This window comes from Rhizobacter terrae (genome assembly GCF_003852895.1).
Lineage (GTDB): Bacteria > Pseudomonadota > Gammaproteobacteria > Burkholderiales > Burkholderiaceae_C > Albitalea > Albitalea terrae.
Genome location: NZ_QUSW01000004.1, coordinates 255226 through 273466 on the forward strand (window position 1 = coordinate 255226; position 18241 = coordinate 273466).

General features: G+C 66.4%; 16 protein-coding genes. 8 read left to right on the forward strand and 8 right to left on the reverse strand.

Features of this window, described 5'->3' with window-relative positions; all coding sequences use genetic code 11:
- Positions 1-168: 168 nt before the first annotated feature.
- Genes DZC73_RS16025 through DZC73_RS16050 form a run of 6 tightly spaced genes read left to right on the forward strand, consistent with a single transcriptional unit; the run spans position 169 to position 3548 of the window.
- Positions 169-735, forward strand: a complete 567-nt coding sequence (locus DZC73_RS16025; RefSeq protein WP_124541353.1) for an RNA polymerase sigma factor — start codon at positions 169-171, stop codon at positions 733-735.
- A complete protein-coding gene (locus DZC73_RS16030; protein ID WP_235835158.1) occupies positions 732-1184 on the forward strand; it encodes a DUF3619 family protein in 453 nt (150 codons plus the stop codon). Before DZC73_RS16025 ends, DZC73_RS16030 begins: the two co-directional genes overlap by 4 nt.
- A gap of 11 nt (positions 1185-1195) precedes the next feature.
- On the forward strand, positions 1196-1972 hold the full coding sequence (locus DZC73_RS16035) for a DUF3106 domain-containing protein (RefSeq protein ID WP_124541354.1): 777 nt from the start codon (positions 1196-1198) through the stop codon (positions 1970-1972).
- A complete protein-coding gene (locus DZC73_RS16040; protein ID WP_124541355.1) occupies positions 1969-2490 on the forward strand; it encodes an RDD family protein in 522 nt (173 codons plus the stop codon). The genes DZC73_RS16035 and DZC73_RS16040 overlap by 4 nt, the downstream gene beginning before the upstream one ends.
- A gap of 30 nt (positions 2491-2520) precedes the next feature.
- Complete coding sequence (locus DZC73_RS16045; protein ID WP_124541356.1) at positions 2521-2907, forward strand: diacylglycerol kinase; 387 nt, start codon at positions 2521-2523, stop codon at positions 2905-2907.
- A 50-nt stretch (positions 2908-2957) separates the two neighbouring features.
- Entirely contained in the window at positions 2958-3548 is a 591-nt protein-coding gene (locus tag DZC73_RS16050; protein ID WP_124541357.1) for an LOG family protein, read from the forward strand.
- Here the strand turns inward: DZC73_RS16050 and DZC73_RS16055 are convergent, their stop codons facing one another.
- Complete coding sequence (locus DZC73_RS16055) at positions 3549-3887, reverse strand: P-II family nitrogen regulator (protein WP_025495426.1); 339 nt, start codon at positions 3885-3887, stop codon at positions 3549-3551.
- A gap of 74 nt (positions 3888-3961) precedes the next feature.
- On the opposite strand from DZC73_RS16055, the gene DZC73_RS16060 reads away from it, so the two are divergent.
- Complete coding sequence (locus DZC73_RS16060; RefSeq protein WP_124541358.1) at positions 3962-5137, forward strand: GNAT family N-acetyltransferase; 1176 nt, start codon at positions 3962-3964, stop codon at positions 5135-5137.
- Here the strand turns inward: DZC73_RS16060 and DZC73_RS16065 are convergent.
- The gene (locus DZC73_RS16065) at positions 5124-7844 is read right to left on the reverse strand and encodes a M16 family metallopeptidase (protein ID WP_124541359.1); all 2721 of its coding nucleotides are present in this window, start codon (positions 7842-7844) and stop codon (positions 5124-5126) included. The two genes, DZC73_RS16060 and DZC73_RS16065, sit on opposite strands and share 14 nt — an antisense overlap.
- 155 nt (positions 7845-7999) lie before the next feature.
- Positions 8000-8536 (reverse strand): inorganic diphosphatase, encoded by a 537-nt coding sequence (gene ppa / locus DZC73_RS16070; RefSeq protein ID WP_124541360.1) that lies wholly within the window; start codon positions 8534-8536, stop codon positions 8000-8002.
- Between the two features lie 248 nt (positions 8537-8784).
- On the opposite strand from ppa, the gene DZC73_RS16075 reads away from it, so the two are divergent.
- On the forward strand, positions 8785-10986 hold the full coding sequence (locus DZC73_RS16075) for a sodium-translocating pyrophosphatase (protein WP_124541666.1): 2202 nt from the start codon (positions 8785-8787) through the stop codon (positions 10984-10986).
- A gap of 98 nt (positions 10987-11084) precedes the next feature.
- Here DZC73_RS16075 and DZC73_RS16080 read toward each other — a convergent pair whose 3' ends face one another.
- The 5 genes from DZC73_RS16080 to DZC73_RS16100 all read right to left on the reverse strand — a co-directional run bounded on the left by DZC73_RS16080 (position 11085) and on the right by DZC73_RS16100 (position 18097).
- A complete protein-coding gene (locus tag DZC73_RS16080) occupies positions 11085-12308 on the reverse strand; it encodes a DUF445 domain-containing protein (RefSeq protein WP_124541361.1) in 1224 nt (407 codons plus the stop codon).
- A gap of 82 nt (positions 12309-12390) precedes the next feature.
- Complete coding sequence (locus tag DZC73_RS16085) at positions 12391-13638, reverse strand: hypothetical protein (protein WP_124541362.1); 1248 nt, start codon at positions 13636-13638, stop codon at positions 12391-12393.
- Positions 13639-13668: 30 nt separating this feature from the next.
- Positions 13669-14556, reverse strand: a complete 888-nt coding sequence (locus DZC73_RS16090) for a hypothetical protein (protein ID WP_235835159.1) — start codon at positions 14554-14556, stop codon at positions 13669-13671.
- 204 nt (positions 14557-14760) lie between these two features.
- Positions 14761-16332 (reverse strand): D-alanyl-D-alanine carboxypeptidase/D-alanyl-D-alanine-endopeptidase, encoded by a 1572-nt coding sequence (locus DZC73_RS16095; RefSeq protein ID WP_161974609.1) that lies wholly within the window; start codon positions 16330-16332, stop codon positions 14761-14763.
- A gap of 22 nt (positions 16333-16354) precedes the next feature.
- Positions 16355-18097: a serine/threonine protein kinase gene (locus DZC73_RS16100; protein ID WP_124541364.1), complete on the reverse strand. Its 1743-nt coding sequence runs from the start codon at positions 18095-18097 to the stop codon at positions 16355-16357.
- Positions 18098-18241: the final 144 nt, after the last annotated feature.

An 18241-nucleotide genomic window follows, 5' to 3' on the forward strand; every position in this document is an offset into this window, starting at 1 on the left:
TCAAAAAACGAGCCGTCCGGGTCGGACGGCCAGCTGTGACCAGTTACTGCGTTGTGCGAGGCAGCATTATGGCATTGGTTTCCACCAATTCGGAAAAGTCAGGATCGGGAAAGCCGTGGTGAGATAATCGCGCCCGCTTTTCGCCCGACTTCCGAGGGCACCTCTCTCTTGGCCTCCGAAAAAGAACTCTCAGACTTCCTCAAGAGCGTCGAAAAACGGGCTTTCAAACGTACCCTGTACGCCGTTCGCGACGACGAAGCCGCGCTGGACATTGTCCAGGACGCGATGATCCGGCTCGCCGAAAAGTACGCCGACCGCCCCGCCGCCGAGCTCCCGCTCATCTTCCAGCGCATCCTGTCCAACGCCACGATGGACTGGTTCCGCCGCCAGAAGGTGCGCGGCGCCATCATGAAAAATTTCTCGGACTTCGAGGCTGCCGGCGAAGACGGCGACTTCGACATCCTGGAAACTTTGGAAAGCGAAGATGGCTCTACCGCCACGGAAAGCGCGGCGGACAACGTCTCCCGGGCGCAGATCCTGCTAGCGATCGAAGGTCAGATCGAGCAGCTTCCAACCCGTCAACGTGAAGCCTTTTTGCTGCGTTACTGGGAAGAACTCGATGTTGCTGAGACAGCCGCTGCCATGGGCTGCTCGGAGGGAAGCGTCAAGACACACTGCTCCCGGGCGGTGCATGCCTTGGCCAAAGCCCTCAAGGCCAAGGGAATAGAGCTATGAAGAACCAGAACACCCACCTGTCACCCGGCGGAATGGAAGCCCTCCAGGCCCGGTTCGGTCTGCGCATCGCAGCCCGGCTGAGCGAAGGCTCCCGTGAACTGCCACACGACATCAGCGAACGCCTGAAGGCGTCGCGCGAACTCGCCCTGGAGCGGGCCCGCCTGGCGCGCCGCGTCGAGGCGGCCACCAGCACCCAGGTGTCGGGCAGCGGCCCTACCGCCACCCTGAGCTTGGGTGGCGGTTCCAAATCTGACTGGTGGCTGAAGCTGGCGTCGGCCCTGCCGATGGCCGCCCTGGTCGCCGGCTTCCTCTTCATCGCCCACGCCCACACCCGCCAGCAGATCGCCGCCGCCGCTGAAATCGACGCCGCGCTGCTGTCCGATGACGTTCCGCCGGTCGCCTACAGCGATCCGGGCTTCGTCGAATTCCTCAAGACCCCGCGCGATTGACGCGGATCGCCATGTGGCGCCGCGCCCTGACCCCTCCCGCCAAGCTGATCAGCGCACTGACACTCAGTGCGCTGATCGCCGTTTTGGGCGCCGCCGCGCCCAGCGCGTGGTCACAGGCGGCCGAAGCCGGCCCGAAGTGGTCCGAGTTGTCGGCCAGCCAGCGCAACTCGCTCAAGCCGCTGGAAAAAGACTGGGCCGGCATCGACGCCGACCGCAAGGAAAAGTGGCTGGAGATCGCCCAGCGCATCCCCAGCATGAAACCCACCGAGCGTGAGCGCGTCCAGGCGCGCATGACGGAGTGGGCTCGCCTGTCCCCGAACGAGCGTGGCCAGGCCCGCGTCGGCTTCCAGCAGGCCAAGCAGGTGTCGCCCCGCGACCGGCAGGCTCAGTGGGAGGCCTACCAGGCGCTCCCTCCCGAGCAGAAGAAACAGCTTCAGGCGCGCGCGGTGCCGCCGGCCCCGGTGGCATCGAAGGCGAATGGCGCCAACGGCCAGCGCACGGCGGAAAAGACCGAGAAGGCCCAGCGCAAGTCCAACATCGTGACCAGCCCGGCCGAAGCGGCGCCGCCGAAGTCCATTGGGCCGACCGTGGTGCAGGCCCAGCCAGGCGCCACGACCACGCTCATCTCCAAGCGCCCCACGCCGCCGGCCCATCAGCAGACCGGCATTCCCAAGATCGCCGCCACACCTGAATTCGTGGACAAGCGTACTTTGCTGCCCCAGCGTGGCCCGCAGGCCGCGGCCACCCGTTCCGCTTCGGCCTCCGCGCCGGCGTCGTCCCGCCAATGAGCGGCGAGGACGCGGGCAGCCTGGACTTTCCTGCCCCCAGCATCCGCCGGCGCCTGGCGTCCTTTGTCTACGAAGGCGTGCTGCTGTTCGGCGTGGTCATGACGACCGCCCTCTTCTACGCCGGCCTGGTGAACCAGCGCAATGCCATGCAAGGCCGTACCGGGCTGATGGCGGTGCTCTTCATCGTGCTGGGCCTGTATTTCGTCTGGTTCTGGTCGCATGGCGGGCAGACGCTGGCGATGAAGTCGTGGCGCATCCGCCTGGTGGACCGGGACGGCACGGCCGTCACGCCATGGCGCTCCCTGACGCGCTACCTGCTGAGCTGGCTGTGGTTCCTGCCCGCCTGCGTGGTGTTGTCGCTGTGGGGCGTGCACAGCGCACCGATGATCTTCACCGTGCTCTTCGTCGGGGTGCTGGGCTATGCGCTCACTGCGTTCTTGCATCCGCTGCGGCAGTTTCCGCACGATGTGATGTGCGGAACACGCATCGTCGACGCGCCCAAGAAGACGTCATCGTGACATCGCCCAGTCGCGGCACAATCGCGGCCGATGACGAATGAATTCAAAGGCCGCAGCGGACTGGACCGGATCGTCCGCGCCACCGGCTACTCCCTGACCGGACTTAAGGCCGCCTACATCGGCGAGAGCGCGTTTCGCCAGGAGACGTGGCTGGCCATCTTCCTCGTCCCCCTGTCATTCTGGGTCGGACGCAGCTGGGTCGAAGTCGCCCTGCTCGCGGGCTCGGTGCTGCTGGTGATGATCGTGGAGCTGTTGAACTCGGGCATCGAGGCGGTGGTCGACCGCGTGTCTTTCGAACTGCACGACCTGTCCAAGCGCGCGAAGGATTTCGGCAGCGCTGCCGTGTTCCTCAGCCTGCTGCTGTGCGTGAGCATCTGGCTGGGTGCCATCTGGCAGCATGTATCGACCGGAACCTGAGCTTGCCCCTGCCGGCACGCAGCCCGGCCGGCAAATGGGACACTCGACCCATGAAGGATCCCAAACTCTCGCTTTGTGTCTATTGCGGCTCGCGTGACGGCACGCAGCCTGCCTTTGCAGCCGCTGCCGAAGAGGTCGGCACGCTCATTGGCCGTTCGAATTGGCAACTCGTCTATGGCGGCGGCTGTGCGGGACTGATGGGCCGCGTGGCAGATGCCGCGATCTCCTCCGGCGCCCGGACAGTCGGCGTGATCCCGCAGTCGCTGATGCAGCGCGAACTGGGCCACCAGGGCCTGGACGAACTGCACGTCGTGGAGACCATGCACCAGCGCAAGCAGCTCATGGCGCAGCGCTCGGACGCCTTCCTCGCCCTGCCCGGCGGCATCGGCACCTTCGAGGAGCTGTTCGAGGTCTGGACCTGGCGGCAGCTGGGTTACCACGACAAGCCCGTGGCGTTGCTCAACGTGGATGGCTACTACGACAAGCTGGTCGAATTCCTCGACCAGACGACCACCCACGGATTCGTCCACGCCTCGCAGCGCGACCTGCTGCTGGTGGACGACGATGCGCCGCGGCTGCTCGCGCGCATCGCCGAGGCCGCGAAGGCCGCGACCTCGCCGGACGACTACCGGCGGATCTGATCAGACCGCGTCTTCGTCGGTCTCGCCGGTGCGGATGCGCACCACCTGCTCCACCGCCGTGACGAAGATCTTGCCGTCGCCGATCTTGCCGGTCTTGGCCGCCTTGACGATGGCGTCCACGCAGCGGTCGGTGTCGGCGTCCTTCACCACGACCTCGACCTTCACCTTGGGCAGGAAGTCGACGACGTATTCAGCGCCGCGATACAGCTCGGTGTGGCCCTTCTGGCGGCCGAAGCCCTTGACTTCGGTGACGGTGAGGCCAGTCACGCCGACTTCGGCGAGGGCTTCACGAACTTCCTCCAGCTTGAACGGTTTGACGATGGCAGTGATTTGTTTCATTCAAGGCTCCTCTGGTCGGCTGAGTTTAAGCGTGGGAATTCGAGGGATTGTGTCGAGGACCTAACATCCGCTGCATGCGAGAGGAAACAGGCTCGATCGATTATGTCATCCGGGTGGTCGACCGGCCTTCATTGATCGATGCGCAAGCATGGAACGCACTGGTGCAGTCGCACGGCGGTGACGCAACGCCCTTCATGCGGCACGAATACCTGAGCGCGATGCACGAGTCGGCCAGCGCCATCGGCGAGACTGGGTGGCTGCCGCAGTACCTGCTGGTCGAGCAAGGCACTGAGCTCATCGCCGCCTGCCCGCTGTACCTCAAGGACCATTCCTATGGCGAGTTCGTCTTCGACTGGGCCTGGGCCGATGCCTACCAGCGCCACGGCCTGAACTACTACCCCAAGCTGCTGTGCGCCGTGCCCTTCACGCCCGTGCCCGGCGCACGACTGCTGTCGAAGAACCAGGCCGCACAAGAGCTGATGCTTCGCGCCATGACGCAGATTGCGCGTGATGCCAAGCTGTCATCCGCCCACGTGCTCTTCCTGAGCGAGTCCGACCGCGCGGCCGCCGTGCAAGCTGGCTGGATGATGCGCAGCACCGTCCAGTTCCACTGGACCAATCGCGAACCCGAGCCCTACGCCGACTTCGCCGACCTGCTCGCCTCCATGCAGCGCGAGAAGCGAAAGAAGATCCAGCAGGAGCGTCGCCGCGTCCACGAGCAGGGCATCACCTTCACCCAGCATGCAGGCGCCGGCATCAGTGAGCGGGACTGGGACTTCTTCTACCGCTGCTACACACTCACCTACCGCGCCCACCACTCCACGCCCTACCTCTCGCGCGACTTCTTCCGCCTGATGGCGACGACCATGCCGGAAAACTGGGTGATGTTCGTTGCGTGGAAGGATGGCAAGCGCGTGGGCTCATCGCTGATCGCCGTGGACATGCCGCGCGGCGCAGCCTTCGGGCGCTACTGGGGCGCTGTCGAGCACATCCCCTTCCTGCACTTCGAGGCCTGCTACTACCAGCCGCTCGACTGGTGCATCGCCAACGGCATGCAGCGCTTCGAAGGCGGCGCGCAGGGCGAGCACAAAATGGCGCGCGGACTGCTGCCGGTGCAGACCTGGTCGGCCCACTGGCTGGCCCATCCGCAGTTCGCCCGCGCCGTCGCTGATTTTCTCGAGCGAGAGGGCGCGGGCGTCGAGAGCTACCTCGACGAACTCAACGAACGCGTGCCCTTCAAGGCGCCTTGAAGTCGCCGGCGAAGGCCGCGACGTAGGCGTCGGGCTTCACGTACTTGCGCAGCGCGGCGTTCACCTCGTCGACGGTGAGCTTCGCCAGCTGCGCATCCACCTCGGCGCTGCGCTTGAAGGTCATGCCGAGATACAGGTTGCGCACCCAGCCGCCCACCACGCTCTGGTCCTGCGCGCGGCCCAGCCGGCGGAAGTTCAGGAGCCCGCGCTGGCCTTCAGCAAGTTCCTGCGCAGTGAAGCCATCCTTCAAGGCACGTGCCAATTCCTCCTTGAAGGCCTTCTCCACCTTGGCCTGGTTCTGCGGCGCGAAGATGGCCGTGGCACGCCACTCGGAATGCTCTTCCACCGAGCCCCAGTCGACCATGCTGCGCACGTCGTACGACAGGCCCTCGCCTTCGCGGATGCGCTTCCACAGCCGCGAATTGCCGCCGCTGCCCAGCAAGTAGTTGGCCATCATCAGCGCGGGGTAGTCTGCGCTGCGGTCGTTCAGGGGCACGTCCTGTGCGAGCACCATGGTGGCGTTCTGGTTGTCGGGCACGCTCAGCATGAAGCGCTCGGGCTTCACCGGCACGATGGGGTTCGGAATGTAGACGAAGGGCACGCCGGCATTCCAGTCGCCCAGCGCCGCCTGCAAGGCCTTCTTCACCGCGTCGGCATCGAAGTCGCCCACCGCGGCGAACTCGCCCTTCTTCGCACCGTAGAAGCGAGAGTGGTAGTCGCGCACCTTCTCAAGCGTCACGGCGTTGACGTCCTCGACCATCTCGTCGAATGTGCTGACGTAGCGCGTGTCGCCGCGCGGGTACGGGTTGCCGGTGCGGCCCACCACGATCTCCGCCACCGCTTCAGGCTGCTTGCGCTGCTGCTCGATGCCAGCCAGCGCGCCGCGCCGCGTCTCTTCCAGCGCATCCGCCGGGAAGGCCGGCGTGCGCAGCATCTCGCCCACGAGCGCGATGGCCTGCGGCAGCGTGTCGCGGCGCGACACCAGGCCGATGCTCACCTGGCCGGGACGTGATTCGATGCCGATCTCCGTCTTGAGCTGGTCCAGCCTGTCCTGGAACTGCTCGCGACTGAGCTTGGCCGTGCCCTTGTTGAGCATGGCGGCCACGAAGTCCGACACCTCGCTGGTGCCGAACAGGGTCTTCTCGTCGCCGAAGCGAAGCACCAGTTGCGCATGCACCGCATTGCCGCGCGTGCCCTTGGGCAGCAGCGCCGCCTTGATGCCGCCGACCTGCACGATCTGCGTGCGGCGGTCGATGTTCTCCGGCGTCGCGTCGAAGGCCTCGGCCGTCTTGGCCGCCTCCTGCGGCTTGAAGGTCTTCATTTGCGCGGCCAGGTCCACCGTTCGTGGCTCGGGCGCGCGGGCCGGCTTGTCACTGGGAATGTAGGTCGCCATCGTCCGGTTGGAACCCAGCAGGTACTGCGTGCCCACGCGCTGCACGTCGGCGGTCTTCACCTCGCGGATGCGGTCGCGCAGCAGGAAGAACAGGCGCCAGTCGCCCTGCGAGACGTAGTCGCTCAGCGCCAGCCCCACCGACTCGGGATTGGTGAAGGACTGCTCCCAGTTCTTGAGCCACTTGGCCTTGGCGCGCGCCACTTCCTCGTCAGTCACCGGCTCGGCGGCCACGGATTCGACGGTCGCGAGCAGCTCGCTGCGGGCCTTGTCCACGTCCTGTCCCGGCGCGAACTCGGCACCGAACATCGCATAGCCCGGGTCGTGCATGGCCTGCGCAAAGGCGAAGGTGCCTGCGGCCAGCTGCTTCTCGGTCAGGCGCTTGTGCAGGCGGCCCGAGGGCGTGTCGCCCATGACGTAGACCAGCACCTCCATGGGTGCGTAGTCAGGATCCGCACCGGCACTCACGTGGTAGGCCGCGAACATCAGCGGCGAGCCACCCACGCGGCGCAGGATCACGCTGCGCTCGCCATCTTGCGACGGGTCCAGCGTGTACAGCGTGGGCAGCTTGCGCGTGGGCTTCTTGATCTTGCCGAAGGTCTGCGACACCATCGCCAGCACCTTGGCCGGCACGAAGCGGCCCGACACGATCAGCGCCGCATTGTCCGGCTGGTAGTACTGGTGGTAGAAGGCCTGCAGGCGCGGGATGTCCACGTTCTCCACGTCGGCCCGCGCGCCGATGGTGTCGTGCGCGTAGTTGTGCCAGTCGTACATCACGCCCAGCGTCTTCTTGAAGAGCGTGCGGCCCGGGTTGTTCTCGCCCATCTCCATCTCGTTGCGCACCACCGTCATCTCGGTGTCCAGGTCCTTGCGCGCGACGTAGCTGTTGATCAGGGCGTCCGACAGCCAGCCGATGTACCAGTTGAGGTTGTCCTCGTTGGTGGAGAAGCTCGCGGTGTAGTTGGTGCGGTCGAAGGCGGTGGTGCCGTTCGCGCGGAAGCCGCGCTTCTCGAACTCGGCCCACACCTTCGGATGCTTGGGCGTGCCCTTGAACATCATGTGTTCGAGCAGGTGCGCCATGCCGGTCTCGCCGTAGTTCTCCATGCGCGAGCCGACGCGGATGGTGAGGTTCACCGTGGTGGTCGGCTTCGATTCATCGGGCACCAGCAGCACTTGCAGGCCATTGGGCAGCCGGTACTCGTCAATGCCTTCGACCGAGGTGACCTTGGTAACGCCGGCGGGCAGCGGCTGGGCCGACACGGGGAGCGCAGCCGATGACAGTGCGATGAGCAACGCACAGGCAAGACGATGGAGCATGGTGTGTTTTGTCAGTCTGAGTGAGCGGGCGAGTTTAGAGCGCACTCGATGCGGAATCGTTCAATGCCCATGCAACAAGGCGTTCGGCCTGCCCCATGAAAAAGGGAGCCGAAGCTCCCTTTGTGTGCATCTTGTGCGCTTGTCGACGGCGTCGATTACTTCTTGGCCTTCGCATAGGCCTCGATGCCCGACAAGATCTCGGCCTTCGCCGCTTCCGGGCCTTCCCAGCCCTTGACCTTCACCCACTTGCCGGCTTCCAGGTCCTTGTAGTGCTCGAAGAAATGCTGGATGGCCTTCAGGCGCATCTGGTTGATGTCCTCGGGCTTTTGCCAGTGAGTGTAGATGGGCAGCACCTTGTCGATGGGCACCGCCAGCAGCTTGGCGTCGCCGCCGGCTTCGTCTTCCATCTGCAGCACGCCGATGGGGCGGCAGGTCACGACCACGCCGGGGGTCAGCGGGAACGGCGTGATCACCAGCACGTCCACCGGGTCGCCGTCGTCCGACAGGGTCTGCGGCACGTAGCCGTAGTTGCAGGGGTAGTGCATGGCCGTCGTCATGAAGCGGTCGACGAACAGGGCGCCGGAGTCCTTGTCGACCTCGTACTTGATCGGGTCGGCGTTCATCGGGATCTCGATGATCACGTTGAACTGTTCGGGCGCCTTGGCGCCGGGGGTGACGTTGTGCAGGCTCATGGTGTTCTCTGGAAGCTGAAAGGCAGTTTTCGGGAAAACCCGAATTTTAGCCGTGCGGCTTGCGGCGCCCTGACTGTGCGCAGGCAATGGCCGGAACAACCCTTCCCCTTGGAAAACCACCATGCCTGCATCGTTGCCATGTCATAGGCCATCCCGTAGAGTCCACCGGGCTGATCCGAGCGCCCTGCTTCGCTCTATCGGGGCGCATTCCTCCAATCATCCCCGGACAGAAGAAGGAGATTCCGTTGATATCCACTTCCGCAGCGCTCTACCTCGCGCTTGCCTGCGGCTTGGCCGCTGTCGTCTATGGCTTCGTACAACGAAGCTGGATCCTGGGTCAGGACGCGGGCAATCCCCGCATGCAGGAAATCGCCAGTGCGATCCAGCAAGGTGCGGCGGCCTATCTGGCGCGGCAATACCGGACCATCGGCCTCGTCGGCGTGGTCCTGGCCATCCTCATCGCGGTCTTCCTTGACCGCACCACCGCCGTCGGCTTCGTGGTCGGCGCGGTGCTGTCCGGCGCATGCGGCTTCATCGGCATGAACATCTCGGTGCGCGCCAACGTGCGCACCGCGCAGGCGGCGACGCAGGGCATCGGCCCGGCGCTGGCGGTGGCCTTCAAGGGCGGAGCCATCACCGGCATGCTGGTGGTTGGCCTGGGCCTGCTGGGCGTGACGGTGTTCTTCATGGTCATCACCGGCAACGGCACGGTACCGGCCGACAAGAACCTCCCCGAAGTGCTCAAGCCGCTGCTGGGCCTGGCCTTCGGTTCCTCGCTCATCTCCATCTTCGCGCGGCTGGGCGGCGGCATCTTCACCAAGGGCGCCGACGTGGGCGCCGACCTGGTGGGCAAGGTGGAAGCCGGCATCCCCGAGGATGACCCGCGCAACCCAGCGGTGATCGCCGACAACGTGGGCGACAACGTGGGCGACTGCGCCGGCATGGCGGCCGACCTGTTCGAGACCTACGCCGTCACCATCATCGCCACCATGGCGCTGGGTGCGCTGATGGTGACGTCCACTTCGCTGAACGCGGTCATCCTGCCGCTGCTGCTGGGTGCCGTGTCCATCATCGCCTCCATCATCGGCTGCGGCTTCGTGAAGGCCTCGCCCGGCATGAAGAACGTGATGCCGGCGCTGTATCGCGGCCTCATCGTCGCGGGCGTGCTCTCGCTCATTGCCTTCTTCTTCGTGGTGCGCGGCCTGTTCCCCGACGGCCTCACCATCTCCGATGGCACGACGGTCAGCACGATGTCGCTGTTCGGCACCTGCGTGGTGGGCCTCGTGCTCACCGCGCTGATGGTGTGGATCACCGAGTACTACACCGGCACCGACTACAAGCCGGTGCAGCACGTGGCACAGGCCTCCACCACTGGCCACGGCACCAACATCATCGCGGGCCTGGGCGTGTCCATGCGCTCCACCGCCTGGCCGGTGATCTTCGTGTGCATCGCCATCGTGGTGTCGTACAAGCTCGCGGGCCTGTTCGGCATTGCGATCGCGGCGACCTCCATGCTCAGCATGGCGGGCATCGTGGTGGCACTGGACGCCTACGGGCCGATCACGGACAACGCCGGCGGCATTGCCGAGATGGCCGAACTGCCCGACAGCGTGCGTGACATCACCGACCCGCTGGACGCGGTGGGCAACACCACCAAGGCCGTGACCAAGGGCTACGCCATCGGCTCGGCCGGTCTTGCAGCGCTGGTGCTGTTCGCCGACTACACGCACGCGCTGGCATCGCGCGGCCTGAGCGTGAGCTTCGACCTGTCCAACCACATGGTGATCGTCGGCCTGTTCATCGGCGGCCTCATCCCCTACCTCTTCGGCGCGATGGCGATGGAAGCGGTGGGCCGTGCGGCCGGCTCGGTGGTGGAAGAAGTGCGGCGCCAGTTCCGCGACATCAAGGGCATCATGGAAGGCACCGCCAAGCCCGAGTACGGCAAGGCGGTGGACATGCTGACGACGGCCGCCATCAAGGAAATGGTGGTCCCGAGCCTGCTGCCGGTGGTCGTGCCCATCCTCGTGGGCCTGCTGCTCGGACCGGCCGCGCTCGGCGGCCTGCTGATGGGCACCATCGTGACGGGCCTGTTCGTCGCGATCTCCATGTGCACCGGCGGCGGCGCCTGGGACAACGCCAAGAAGTACATCGAGGACGGCCACCACGGCGGCAAGGGTTCCGATGCGCACAAGGCGGCCGTGACCGGCGACACCGTGGGCGACCCCTACAAGGACACGGCGGGCCCCGCAGTGAACCCGCTCATCAAGATCATCAACATCGTGGCGCTGCTGATCGTGCCGCTGATCCCGGCCACTGTGGCCACCAGCGCAGCGACCAGCCATGGTGCGCCCGCCGCCATCACGGCGCCGGCCGCGTCGTCGGCCGCCACCACGCCCGCTCCCGCCGCCGCGGAGGCAGCATCGGCTGCCGCCTCCGCAGCTTCTCAGTAAGTCGATCCTCTCTCTCGATCATGTTTCATGAGCCCGCTTCGGCGGGCTCTTTCTTTTGCGGCGCGCGCCGGCGACACCACCCTCGCGGCGTGGACCCGTCAAGTCGACAGCAACTGAGTGACGGCGTGGATCCCCAGCCCCACGCAGCCGCCCACCAGCGTGCCGTTGATGCGGATGAACTGCAGGTCGCGCCCGATGTTGCGCTCCAGCTCCACCGTCATCTCCTGCGTGTTCCAGTCGGCCACGCGGGCAATGATGTACTGCCGGATGTCTTCCCGATAGCGATCGATCAGGCGAGGCGCCTGCGCAAGCAGTTGCTCGTTGATCCACGACTGCATGGCCACGTCGCCCAGCAGCCGTTCACCCACCATGCGGATGGCCTCGGCCGTGCGTGAACGCAGGCTGGAATCTTCGCGCTCCAGGTCGCTTCGCACCCAGGTGATGACCTCGCTCCACACGCCTTGAAGGTACTGACCCAGCGCCGGGCTTTGCAGCAGCTCGTGCTTGATCGCATCGATCCGTGCGCGCAAGTCGGGGTCCGTCTTCAGGCGTGCGGCGAAGGACGCCGTGAACTCGTCGAACTGCAAACGCAGCGGATGTTGCGGATCCTGCGCCATCTCGCCCACCAGGCTGATGAGGCCTGCCACCAGCTTGTTCGTGGCGTAGCGCCCGGCCACGTTGTCCAGCCCGACGAAGCGCAGGTACCGCACTTCGTTGGCGATGGCGTCGGACACGCGCGCCTTCACCTCGTCGTGGTCCAGCACGTCGGCCAGCTTGCGCAGCACCGCATCGAGCAGGGCCTGGTGGCGGCCATCGGTGGTCAGTACCTCGATGAACTGGCCCGAGAGCGTTGCCGCATCGAGCCGGCCGATCTGCTCCAGCACGTTGGCCTTGAAGAACTCGCGCACCCGAGCGTCGTCCAGTGCCGACAAGGCGTAGCGCACGAGCGCGCCCAGGTGCCAGGCCACCTGGGTCGCATGGGTCTCGTCGGCCAGCCAGCGCGCGAGCTTGAGGGCGGCATCGAAGCCGCGCAGCTTGTCGAGCACCTGCGGCGTGCTCAGGAAGTTCGAGCAGATGAAGGTCGCGAGGTTCTCGCCGATGCGGTCCTTGTTGCTCGGGATGATGGCCGTGTGATGAATCGGCAGGCCCATCGGATGGCGGAACAGCGCCACCACCGCGAACCAGTCGGCGATGGCACCGACCATCGCGGCCTCGCTGAAGGCCGCCACATAGCCCCAGGCCGGATGGCGTGCTCGAAGCACCGAAGCCGCGGCATACAACAAGGCCGCCACGCCCAGCATGGACAGGGCGATCAGTTTCATGCGTTCGAGGTTTGCGTTTCTCAAGCCGTGATGTCGTGCGCCAAGGGATGACGCAGTATCCGGCAAGCGTCGCGCCCGCCGCTCAAGGCCCCTTGCCGAGCTGATCCACGTGGTCCTGCGCGTTGCTGAGGTCCTTGTTCAGCTCGGTGAGGTAGCGCTGGCGCTCCTCGCTGGTCCAGGACGTGTCAGAGAAGCTGGTGAGCGGGTAAGACTTGCTCGTGTGCACCACCCCCGCGATGCGCGGCATCAGCCGTCGATCGGGGAATGCATCGGGCCGCAGCAGGAATCCATCGACGTCGCGCAGCGTCAATGGGAACGCCGGCTTGGCATCGCGCACCAGCTTGCCGAACACGGTGAGCTTGATGTCCTGCGAGCCCGCGGCCACCTCGTCGTTGAAGGTCAGCAAGGCGAAGGGCTTGCCATTGGCGTCGTCGATGCGGCCGGTGATGACGTACCGGCCGGCCTCTTTCACGTTGGCCTTCAGGTAGAGGTTGAGCGAGCCGTCCTCCATCGCCTCGCGCACGCCGCCGCTCCATGTGGCCGGCGGCTCTGGGGTGTACATCACGTCGAAGTAGGTGAAGCCCTGCTGGCCGCCGTACTGCAGTGCCAGCTCCACGCGGATCTGTCCGAACAGCCCGCCGAAGCCCTGCTGGGCAGGCTGCAACTGCGCGCTGTAGATCTTGTCGCTGGGGACCAGGTCGCCCGCCATGCCGTCGTCATTGAAGTTCATCGGCACGTCAGGGAACAACGATGCGGTGTTCGGCGCCGGCACCTCGTGCGCATTTGCGCGGACCACGCGCAACGGCAGCGCCATGCCGTTGCGGTCCACGACGGACACGGTGAACTTCACCGACTCGTTGCCCTGCACGAAGATGCGTTCCTGCGTTGTGCGAAGGCGCACACCGTCCGCGGCCTTGCCATCTTGCTGGCGCAACGCATGGTCTTCGACGACCGGATCGTTGGGCCGCATCTGGTCCACGTGATCGGATGCAGGTTGCGACTCGAAGGGATAGCGCGTGGAACGGTCGTAGGCCTGCAAGGCTTCCTTCGCGCGCTCCAGGCGCTGCTGCCAGACGGCGCGCTGATCCTGCCTCGCCTGGATGCCGCTGGCGCTGAACGGCACCGCCGGCGCGGCGGCGGCCGGTGTCGATGTCGCGGAGGCCTTCGCCCCCTCAGGTGGAATCGCAGACGACGTCACCACGGCGGCAGCCACCTGCGGCGCCGCATCCACCGAGCCCCAGATGATCCACGCCGCAACCAGCATCGTGGGCGCGAGCCACCACATCCAGTGCCCGCGGCTGTGTCGCCAGCCGCGGGGTGGACGTCTCATGCCACGGCGTGGCACGGTCATCGGCTCCGGCTAGTTCGCGTAGGACGCCATGTCGGCACGCACCTTGGAGATGATGCCGGCCCAGTTGCCGCTGGTGTAGTGGTTGAACGCCTCGGCGTCGTCGCGGAACGAGACGGTGTGGTTCGTCCACTTCACGCGGCCGCCTTCATTGGCCGCGGTGCCCAGCGTGAGGTCGTTGCAGAACCAGTCCGAGGGGTTGCAGTACGAGCCGCCGGAGCTGCCCGACACGCCGCCGCTGGAGTGGTAGGCCACGGCCTCGTCGTCCTGCCCCGGCAGGATGCCCGAGTACAGCGTGCCCTTGGCGCCTGCGAACATGTAGAACACCTTGCCGCGGGTGTTGTTGTGGTTGTACATGGCGCGCGAGGTCGAGGTCTTCAAGTCGCCCACCAGAGGTTCGGACAAGGCCCAGCTGCCCGCGTCGGCCAGCTCGGACCCGCCCGCAGCACCGCCACCGATGTCCACCCACTTGATGTTCCAGCCGGTCTGCGTCGTGCCGTCACTGTTGGTGCATTGGCCCGACGAGTTGGGCGACGGCGTCTTCTTGTACCGAGCCGTGCCGCCGTACAGATCGAGCGCGTAGCCGATCATCAGGTTGCCCGCGCTGTGCGCGGCGATGTAGCACCAGTTGTTGCCGGTGCAGTAGCAATCCAGAGCATCGCGAACCAGGTAGTTCTGCGAGGAGATGTGGTTGTAGCCGTCCCAGTTGACCGACTTCTTGTTCACGCCCGCTGCGGTGCTGGACGGCCCCCAGTAGGTGAAGTCCGCATGGTTGCCGACCTGGCCGCCGCCGGTGCGGCCATTGATCCACAGCGAATAGTTCGTCGCCTGCGACGACAGCGCCACCAGTGCGGCGATACCCATCGCCCACTTCAGGGCCTTGCGCAATCCTTGCCTCATCAACGCCTCCAGATCTCGTACGTCGTTCAAGGGTGGAATCACGGCACTGCGTGCGTGCTGCACGGGTCGTGTGGGAGGAAGTATCGAAGTGGTGCGCGATGCACCGCAGCGGGCTAACCCGCAACGAAGGCGCACCTCGTGGGTGAATGACGAAGACAGGTTCGCGAGGCCAATGGAATGGCTCGCGAGGCCAAGCTCAGCGGCTCATCCGTGCGCGGCGAGCCACTCGATGAAGGCATCGAGCGCAGGTGTCACCATGGCCGCCCTGGGGTGATTGACCATCATCGCGACGGCGTAGACCTGCCCGCTCTTGCCCTTCACGTAGCCGGCCAGCGCGCGGGTGTCCGACAAGGTGCCGGTCTTGAGAAAGGCCTGCCCCGTGGCCGGGCCTTTGAGCATGCGGTGCGCGAGCGTGCCGTCCACGCCTGCGATGGGCAGCGAGTCCACCAGTGCCTTGGCGATCGCGCCGTGCCATGCCTTGGTGAGCAGTTGCACCATCGCCCGCGGCTTGCCACGCTCGGCGCGCGACTGGCCCGAGCCGACGTCCACGTGGATGTCATCGTCCGCATACCCCTGCGAGTGCAGCCAGTCGTGGACACGGGCCTGCGCATCGCGAAGGCGCGCCGCCTCGCCCGAGCCGAATGCGACCTTCTTCAGCGAGCCGCCATCGGCCAGCGAAAGCAGCAGGCCGCGCGCCGCGAGGTTGTTGCTGGTCTTGTTCATCTCGCGCAGCACTTCGGCCAGCGGCACGGCGATCTGGCTCGCCCACGGCGACTGGCTTCGCAGCCGTTCGCTGCCGCCCCAGCGCGGCATCTCGATGACACGGCCCGCGATGCGGCCACCCGCCTCGCGCCACAGGTCGGCCACGATCTTCGGCGCCGCAGGCAGGGCCGGCGCGGGCGCCGTGATGGCGGGCAAACGCAGGCTGGGCATGGCTTGCTGCGGCGTGTCCTGCACCAGCTTCACGGAGGCCGGTGCACGCACCGCGGCCACATCGCGCTTGCCGCAGGCCGGGTCCCAGGTGCCACGCACGGCCAGTTGTGGCGGGCCGCCTTCATCGGGTGTCTCCCACACCGCGAAGGCAATGCAGCCTTCGCCCATGGACACGTCATTCACGATGGACGTGCCCGCAGGCCGCGGGCTCACCGTGACGATGGCGCGCGGCCCTTTGGATGGCGACACGGTCACCACCAGCGACCCAGGCGCGCCGCGACGCATCTGCGCGGCCACCGGCGTGGGCACCGGTTCCGGCTCGGGCTGCGCGTTGGCCTCCACCGTCTCGCGCCAGTCGTTGGACTCATGCAGGAAGGCCACGTGCTCCATCACGATGTTGCCCGCAATGCTCGTGAGTCCCTCGCTGCGCATCTGGCGGAACCAGCGTTCCAGTTCGCCGGGCGTGAGGCCCGCGCTGCCACCAACGATCACGAGGTCGCCCTGCAGGCGCCCTGCCCTCACCGGCGCGGTGGCAAACGCCCGCGTTCTCCACTCGTAGGCAGGACCAAGCAGTTCCAGCGCCGCCACCGACGTGACCAGCTTGGTGGTCGACGCCATCACGAAGGGATGCTCCGCGTTCAGCGATGCCATCACCGACGCGCCTTCGCCGTCCACGGGCATCACGTACACACCGAGGCTGGACAAGGGGACACCCGCTGCAGCCAGGCGTTGCGTCACTGGTGCGGGAAGGCCGCGCGGCGCATCGTCCAGTGCACGCGCAGCCGGTGCCAGGCAGCACGCCCACCATCCCAATATCAGGAACAGACAACGTCGAAACATCATGAGGTCGTCCATGTGCATGCGTTCAATGCTCCCAGCGATGCGATGTGTTCTCGCGCTGCTGGAGCAGCGCGACGCATTGCGGGTGGCGCCTGAACGCGGGCTCATCGCATTTGCGGTTCATGCAGATGGCCCGGCTGAAGAAATTCCGGTCGCCACAAGCTTCTCGCGGACTCGCGGCGGCCGCAACCCGCTGTGCCTTGGAACCCTCCCCTGGCTTGCGGGGGATCGGCGCTCTTTCCCTGGCTTTCTCCCTAGGCTTGGGGGGCGACTCGGACGCCACGCTCAAGGGCTTCGGACCGAAGGTGCCGGACCCCGACACCACGCTGGCCGCCTGCACCATCGACGCGGCGGCAGCCACGGGAATCGCCAGACCTGCGGAGCTGATCGTCACGGGGCGTGAGTCGCTCTCGCGCTCCTCGATGATCACGTCCTTCTTCGCATGCTTGGCCAGTGCATGCCAGGTGGCCGCGGTGGGCTCGGGGCGCCGGCTGCCCAGCCATGCAGCAGTGGCACCGCAGGCCAGCAGCACCAGAAACGACAGTGCGAGCGCCCCCGCCTTCGGCCATGTTGCCTGCTCGCGCAAGCGGGCCAGCTTCTCGCGGGCCGATGGCGTGGGCAACTTGGCTTGGGCAGGCTTGGTCGCACTGTCCTTCACCGCCTGCGGCGCATCGCTCAGGCGCAGGGTCGTGTCCCACGTGGCCCGCGAGGCCTGCATCCGATGCATCGACGGCTGCGTGCTGTGTTCGACGGGCTGCGCCGCCATCGGCGGAATGTCGAGGTAGATCTCTTCGTCAGGCACCAGGCTTTCACGCGGCGCGAACTCGGGAGTGGGAATGCGCCCGTCCAGCGCATTGCGAAACTGCTGCACGCTCTGCGGCCGGTCCTGCGGCCGCACGGCCAGGGCCCATTGGATGGCTGCGAGAAAGTTCACCGATACGCCGGCCGGCGGTTGTGCCAGCAGCCTCGGGACCTCGTCGTGCATGGACCTCACCGTCGAAGGCGGCGGCGGCAAGGCGTTGAGCATGTAGACCACCACCGCGCCGAGCGCATAGAGGTCGGTCCATGGCCCCTGGCGCAGCTGCGTGTCCTCGGCGTACTGCTCGATGGGCGCGTAGCTCGGCTTGAGCACCGCAGTGAGCGTCTGCGTGTGGTCGCCGATGACGCGGCGCGCGGCGCCGAAGTCCAGCAGCACCGGCTCGTGCGGGCTGGGCAGCAGGATGTTGTCCGGCGCGATGTCGCGGTGGAAGATGCCTTCCGCATGCAGCATCGCCAGCGCATCGAGCAGCGGGTCGATGATGCCGCGAAGCCAGGCTTCCGTGGGCGATTCCTTCATCGAGCGCCGCACGTCGCGCAGCGTGGGTCCGCGCAGGTAGGGCATGACCATGTAGGCCGTGCCGTTGGCCTCCCAGAAGCGGTGGACCTTGACGATGCCCGGGTGGTTGAAACGCGCGAGGATGCGCGCCTCGTTCACGAAGGAGCGCAGCCCGAGCTGGAAGCTCGCGCCGTTTGCCTGCGAGCGCAGCGTGATCTGCTGGCTGCCTTCGCGCCGGCAGGCGAGCTGCACCGGCAGGAATTCCTTGATCGCGACCTCGCGCTCCAGGCTGCGGTCGCGCGCCAGGTACACCGTGCCGAAGCCTCCGCTGCCGATGATGCGGATGATCTCGAAGTCGCCCAGCACGGATCCAGCCGCCAGCGCCTCCTGCGATGAGGCGTCGGGGCTGGAAGAGCCTGGCGATTCGCCTTCGGGCGACGGACACGGATCCATGGTGAAGCACTCCGTAAAAAGTGCGGCACCCCGGCTTGCCGGGTCGGAAAGCTTTGACCCGGCAGCGCGCCTGGAACGCCTGCACAATGCCCCGGGTGCAAGCGGCGTTCCCTGACATGCGTCGCAAGCCCGGGCGGCCAGCCC

What these genes read in the sequence shown, in the direction of transcription:
- DZC73_RS16040 (WP_124541355.1), top strand. Translation starts at nt 1,969, where the DNA reads ATGAGCGGCGAGGACGCGGGCAGCCTGGACTTTCCTGCCCCCAGCATC.
- DZC73_RS16045 (WP_124541356.1), top strand. Translation starts at nt 2,521, where the DNA reads ATGACGAATGAATTCAAAGGCCGCAGCGGACTGGACCGGATCGTCCGC.
- DZC73_RS16085 (WP_124541362.1), bottom strand. Translation starts at nt 13,638, where the DNA reads ATGAGACGTCCACCCCGCGGCTGGCGACACAGCCGCGGGCACTGGATG.
- DZC73_RS16100 (WP_124541364.1), bottom strand. Translation starts at nt 18,097, where the DNA reads ATGGATCCGTGTCCGTCGCCCGAAGGCGAATCGCCAGGCTCTTCCAGC.
- DZC73_RS16095 (WP_161974609.1), bottom strand. Translation starts at nt 16,332, where the DNA reads ATGATGTTTCGACGTTGTCTGTTCCTGATATTGGGATGGTGGGCGTGC.
- DZC73_RS16080 (WP_124541361.1), bottom strand. Translation starts at nt 12,308, where the DNA reads ATGAAACTGATCGCCCTGTCCATGCTGGGCGTGGCGGCCTTGTTGTAT.
- ppa (WP_124541360.1), bottom strand. Translation starts at nt 8,536, where the DNA reads ATGAGCCTGCACAACGTCACCCCCGGCGCCAAGGCGCCCGAACAGTTC.
- DZC73_RS16035 (WP_124541354.1), top strand. Translation starts at nt 1,196, where the DNA reads ATGTGGCGCCGCGCCCTGACCCCTCCCGCCAAGCTGATCAGCGCACTG.
- DZC73_RS16090 (WP_235835159.1), bottom strand. Translation starts at nt 14,556, where the DNA reads ATGAGGCAAGGATTGCGCAAGGCCCTGAAGTGGGCGATGGGTATCGCC.
- DZC73_RS16055 (WP_025495426.1), bottom strand. Translation starts at nt 3,887, where the DNA reads ATGAAACAAATCACTGCCATCGTCAAACCGTTCAAGCTGGAGGAAGTT.
- DZC73_RS16030 (WP_235835158.1), top strand. Translation starts at nt 732, where the DNA reads ATGAAGAACCAGAACACCCACCTGTCACCCGGCGGAATGGAAGCCCTC.
- DZC73_RS16050 (WP_124541357.1), top strand. Translation starts at nt 2,958, where the DNA reads ATGAAGGATCCCAAACTCTCGCTTTGTGTCTATTGCGGCTCGCGTGAC.
- DZC73_RS16065 (WP_124541359.1), bottom strand. Translation starts at nt 7,844, where the DNA reads ATGCTCCATCGTCTTGCCTGTGCGTTGCTCATCGCACTGTCATCGGCT.
- DZC73_RS16060 (WP_124541358.1), top strand. Translation starts at nt 3,962, where the DNA reads ATGCGAGAGGAAACAGGCTCGATCGATTATGTCATCCGGGTGGTCGAC.